The 4,803-nt window shown below is 72.4% G+C and carries 3 protein-coding genes; all 3 read left to right on the top strand.

What is annotated here, in order from left to right:
• Window positions 1-64: 64 nt before the first annotated feature.
• On the top strand, window positions 65-751 hold the full coding sequence (locus ACFWEP_RS31720; protein ID WP_387375307.1) for a DUF402 domain-containing protein: 687 nt from the start codon (window positions 65-67) through the stop codon (window positions 749-751).
• A 502-nt stretch (window positions 752-1,253) separates the two neighbouring features.
• Window positions 1,254-3,167: a SpoIIE family protein phosphatase gene (locus tag ACFWEP_RS31715; RefSeq protein WP_387375305.1), complete on the top strand. Its 1,914-nt coding sequence runs from the start codon at window positions 1,254-1,256 to the stop codon at window positions 3,165-3,167.
• A 132-nt stretch (window positions 3,168-3,299) separates the two neighbouring features.
• Window positions 3,300-4,763 (top strand): catalase, encoded by a 1,464-nt coding sequence (locus tag ACFWEP_RS31710; RefSeq protein WP_387375303.1) that lies wholly within the window; start codon window positions 3,300-3,302, stop codon window positions 4,761-4,763.
• The last annotated feature ends 40 nt before the right edge of the window (window positions 4,764-4,803 follow it).

Raw genomic sequence — 4,803 nt, 5'->3', positions numbered from 1 at the left:
GGATGCGGGGTGCCGGGTGATCCGTATCGCAGCGCCCGCGCGGCGGCGTCCGTAAGATCTGTTCATGGCAGGTACGGGAGAGCACACACGCTGGGCACCCGGGGACCACATCCTCTGGCGCTACCGGGACAAGGGCAGCGACGACAGGCCCGCGGACGCGACACCGCTGCGCATCTGCCGTCCGGTCACGGTCGTCCAGGACACCGAAGACCTCCTGGCCGTATGGATGGCCCCGGGCACCGAGTGCGTACGGCCGGTGCTCGCGAACGGCGCCGAGGTGCACACGGAACCCCTCGCCACCCGCTACACCGTGCCGCGCACCACGGACCGCTACACCTGGTGGGGCATGGGCGTGCTGAAGCTGGCGCGGCCCGGCGAGCCGTGGTCGGTGTGGCTCTTCTGGGACCGCGGCTGGGTCTTCCGCAACTGGTATGTCAACTTCGAGGAACCACTCACTCGTTGGAGTTCCGGGGTCGATTCCGAGGACCACTTCCTCGACATCTCGGTGAACCCCGACCGGAGCTGGAAGTGGCTCGACGAGGACGAGTTCGCGCAAGCCCAGCGGGTCGGTCTGATGGCCCCCGGGACGGCCGAGCGGGTGCGCCGGGCAGGGCTTGCGGCGGTCTCGGTGATCGAGACCTGGGGGTCCCCGTTCCGGGACGGCTGGGAGCACTGGCGGCCCGATCCGGCCTGGCCCGTCCCGGCGCTGCCGGATGACTGGGACCGCACCCGCGCGCGCACACCGTCGTGAGACTCTTGAACCACCCGTGGGGGGCGCCCGTAGGATCAGCCTCCCGAGGGCCCGTGCGCGACAACCCGCGTATCGGCCACCGGTCCTGACCGCATGTCACAGGCGACTCCGCACACGCCGTACCAGCCCCGCACGGGCCGCAGCCCGCACGGGCCGCACGGCGGCGGACGCCACAACGAGGGGGTGGAGGCGTGGTGCTCGCACCAGCGGGTGGACACACCGGCACGGCCGCCCTCCCGGCGGGTGCGGTCGCCCCGGCCGGGACCGCACCCGGTCCGCGCACCGGCACCGCGCGGCCTCCGGCCACGCGGACCGCACCCGCCGCGCACACGGCGCGCACCGAAAACGTTGTCAGCGCCCGGCCACGTGTGCGCACGGTTTCGGCCCCGCGCGCGACGGCCACGGGTGAGCGCCGTTGTTCCCAGCGCTCTCACAGGGGCAGAGTGTCGCCCCACGAGGTGACTGCCTCATACAACCGGCCCGGACGGACGGAACCCCACGCGTGACGGAGCACCCCACCTCCCACGAAGGCCACCGGCCTCTCGCCGCCCGGCCGCAGGAACGCACCCGGCCCCGGCAGCAGGACGCCACGCCGGGCACCGCGGCACCCGCGGCCATCCCGGGACCGGCCGGAGCCCCCAGAGCCTCAGCCACCGCCCCCGTCGTCGGCGTGCCCGACCCGCAGGCGGCGTCGCGGCGCGAGGGCGACCGGCTGCGGTTCGTCGGCGCGGCGACCCGCCGGATCGCCCGGGGCATCGATCTCGACGAGATCGTGCTCGGCCTCTGCCGGGCCAGCGTGCCGACGTTCTGCGACGAGATCCTCATCTACCTGCGCGATCCGCTGCCGGTGGGCGACGAGCGGCCGGTGGAGCCGTTCGTGCTGCGGCTGCGCCGCAGCGACCGGCTCCGGCTGACGGAGGAGGAGCCGGACGGGCTCCACGACCCCGAGCGGCTCAGGCCGCCCGCGATCGACCCGGGGGCCGATCAGCTCCCCGTCGCGGAGCTCTGCGAGGTCCGCACCGGCGGCGCGCTCGGCGAGGTGCTGCGCGGCGTACGCCCGGTCTTCGGCGACAACGCGGCGGCCCGTGCCGCCCTGCCCGAGCTGCTGGGCGCCGGCAGGCCCGCGCCCACCGGCCACCGTGCGATCCTCGCCCCGCTGCGCGGCCGGCGGCGGGTCATCGGCTCGGCGGTCTTCCTGCGCACCACCGATCGCGCACCGTTCGAGGCGAACGACCTGCTGGTCGCGGCGCAGCTCGCCACCCACACCGCGCTCGGCATCGACAAGGCCGTCCTCTACGGGCGTGAGGCGTACATCGCGGACGAGCTCCAGCGCACCATGCTGCCGGACTCCCTGCCGCAGCCCACCGGGGTGCGGCTCGCCTCCCGCTACCTCCCGGCCGCCGAGACGGCCCGGGTCGGCGGCGACTGGTACGACGCGATCCCGCTGCCCGGCAGCCGGGTCGCCCTGGTCGTCGGCGACGTCATGGGGCACTCGATGACCTCGGCCGCGATCATGGGGCAGCTGCGCACCACCGCGCAGACGCTGGCCGGTCTCGATCTGCCGCCCCAGGAGGTCCTGCACCACCTCGACGAGCAGGCGCAGCGTCTCGGCGAGAACCGCATGGCGACCTGCCTGTACGCGGTGTACGACCCGGTCGCGCACCGCATCACCGTCGCCAACGCCGGCCATCCGCCGCCCGTGCTGCTGCACCTCGGCGGCCGCGCGGAGGTGCTCGACGTACCGCCGAACGCCCCGATCGGCGTGGGCGGGGTCGACTTCGAGGCGGTGGAGCTGGAAGCACCGGCCGGCGGCACGCTGCTGCTGTACACGGACGGGCTGGTGGAGTCGCGGCTGCGGGACGTGTGGACCGGTATCGAGCAGTTGCGGGAGCGGCTCGCCACGACCGCGCGACTCACCGGACCGGACCACGCGCCGCCGCTGGAGGCACTCTGCGACGACGTGCTCGACATGCTCGGTCCGGGCGACCGGGACGACGACATCGCGCTGCTGGCGGCCCGCTTCGACGGGATCGCGCCGAACGACGTGGCGTACTGGTCGCTGGACCCGGAGGACTCGGCGCCGAGCCGGGCCCGCAAGCTGGCCCGGGGTGCGCTGGAGCGCTGGGGCATGGATGCCGACCTCTCGGACGAGGTGGAGCTGCTGGTCAGCGAGGTGGTCACCAACGCCGTCCGGTACGCCGAGCGGCCGGTGACGCTGCGGCTGCTGCGGACCGACATCCTGCGCTGCGAGGTCGGGGACGACTCGCCGCAGCTGCCGCGGCAGCGGCGGGCCCGGGAGACGGACGAGGGCGGGCGCGGGCTGTTCCTGGTGAACCGGCTGGCCCGGCGGTGGGGGGCGACGCGGCTGTCCTCGGGCAAGGTGGTCTGGTTCGAGATGGCGACCGGAGGACAGTAGAGGGAGCGGAAGAGGGGTGCGTCGCCCCGTCGCGGGCCGGCGCAAATGTTGCCGACCCCGGGACCGCGGAGTTGACTCGGTCCCGGACGAAGCGGCCTGACCCCACCCCCCCATACCGACGGGAGGACGCTCGTGACCGAGGAGACCCGCAAACTTCCGTACACCACGAACAATGCCGGGATTCCGGTGGAGAGCGACGAACACTCGCTCACCGTCGGCGCGGACGGCCCGATCCTGCTCCAGGATCACTATCTGATCGAGAAGATGGCCCAGTTCAACCGTGAACGGGTCCCCGAGCGGGTGGTGCACGCCAAGGGATCGGGGGCGTACGGCACGTTCGTCGTGACCAACGACGTGAGCCAGTTCACCAAGGCGGACCTGTTCCAGCCGGGCAAGCGCACCGACATGCTGGCGCGCTTCTCGACGGTCGCCGGTGAGCAGGGCTCCCCCGACACCTGGCGCGACCCCCGCGGCTTCGCGCTGAAGTTCTACACGGAGCAGGGCAACTACGACATGGTCGGCAACAACACGCCGGTCTTCTTCGTACGGGACCCGATGAAGTTCCAGGACTTCATCCGCTCGCAGAAGCGGCGCCCGGACAACGGGGTGCGCGACCACGACATGCAGTGGGACTTCTGGACGCTCTCCCCGGAGTCCGCCCACCAGGTCACCTGGCTGATGGGCGACCGGGGCATCCCGAAGACGTACCGGAACATGGACGGCTTCAGCTCGCACACCTACATGTGGGTGAACGCGGGCGGGGAGCGCTTCTGGGTGAAGTACCACTTCCAGACCGACCAGGGCATCGACTTCTACACGCAGGCCGACGCCGACGCGATGGCCGGGACCGACGGTGACGTGCACCGCCGGGACCTGTTCGAGGCGATCAGGCGCGGGGACCACCCGAGCTGGACGCTGCGGGTCCAGATCATGCCGTTCGAGGACGCGCCGGACTACCGGTTCAACCCGTTCGACCTGACCAAGGTGTGGCCGCACGGCGACTACCCGCTGACCGAGGTCGGCCGGATGACGCTGAACGAGAACCCCGAGGACTTCTTCGTCCACATCGAGCAGGCGTCCTTCGAACCGTCGAACCTGGTGCCCGGCATCGGCCCGTCCCCGGACAAGATGCTGCTCGGCCGGCTCTTCTCCTACCCGGACACGCACCGCTACCGGATCGGCCCGAACTACGCGCAGCTCCCGCCGAACCGCCCCCGGCACGGCGTGAACTCGTACGCGAAGGACGGCCCGATGCGGTACGAGCCTTCGCGCACCGGAGCGGTGTACGCGCCGAACTCGTACGGCGGTCCGGACGCGGACACCGCCCGGTTCGGCGACCCCGCCGGGTGGGCGACGGCGGGCGAGATGGTCCACGAGGCGTACAAGCTGCACAGCGAGGACGACGACTGGGGCCAGGCGGGCACGCTGGTGCGCCAGGTCCTCGACGACGCGGCGCGGGACCGTCTGGTCTCGAACATCTCCGGCCACCTGCTCGACGGCGTGAGCGCCCCGGTGCTGGAGCGCGCGATCCAGTACTGGCGCAATGTCGACAAGGACCTCGGCGACCGGGTCGCCAAGAAGGTCAACGGCGGCTGACGGGCCGCGCACGGGTGAGGGGCGGTACCGGAGGTGATCC

The organism is Streptomyces sp. NPDC060198 (assembly GCF_042728415.1).
GTDB lineage: Bacteria > Actinomycetota > Actinomycetes > Streptomycetales > Streptomycetaceae > Streptomyces.
This window is presented reverse-complemented; position numbering and strand designations above follow the sequence as displayed.

What these genes read in the sequence shown, in the direction of transcription:
- ACFWEP_RS31720 (WP_387375307.1), top strand. Translation starts at nt 65, where the DNA reads ATGGCAGGTACGGGAGAGCACACACGCTGGGCACCCGGGGACCACATC.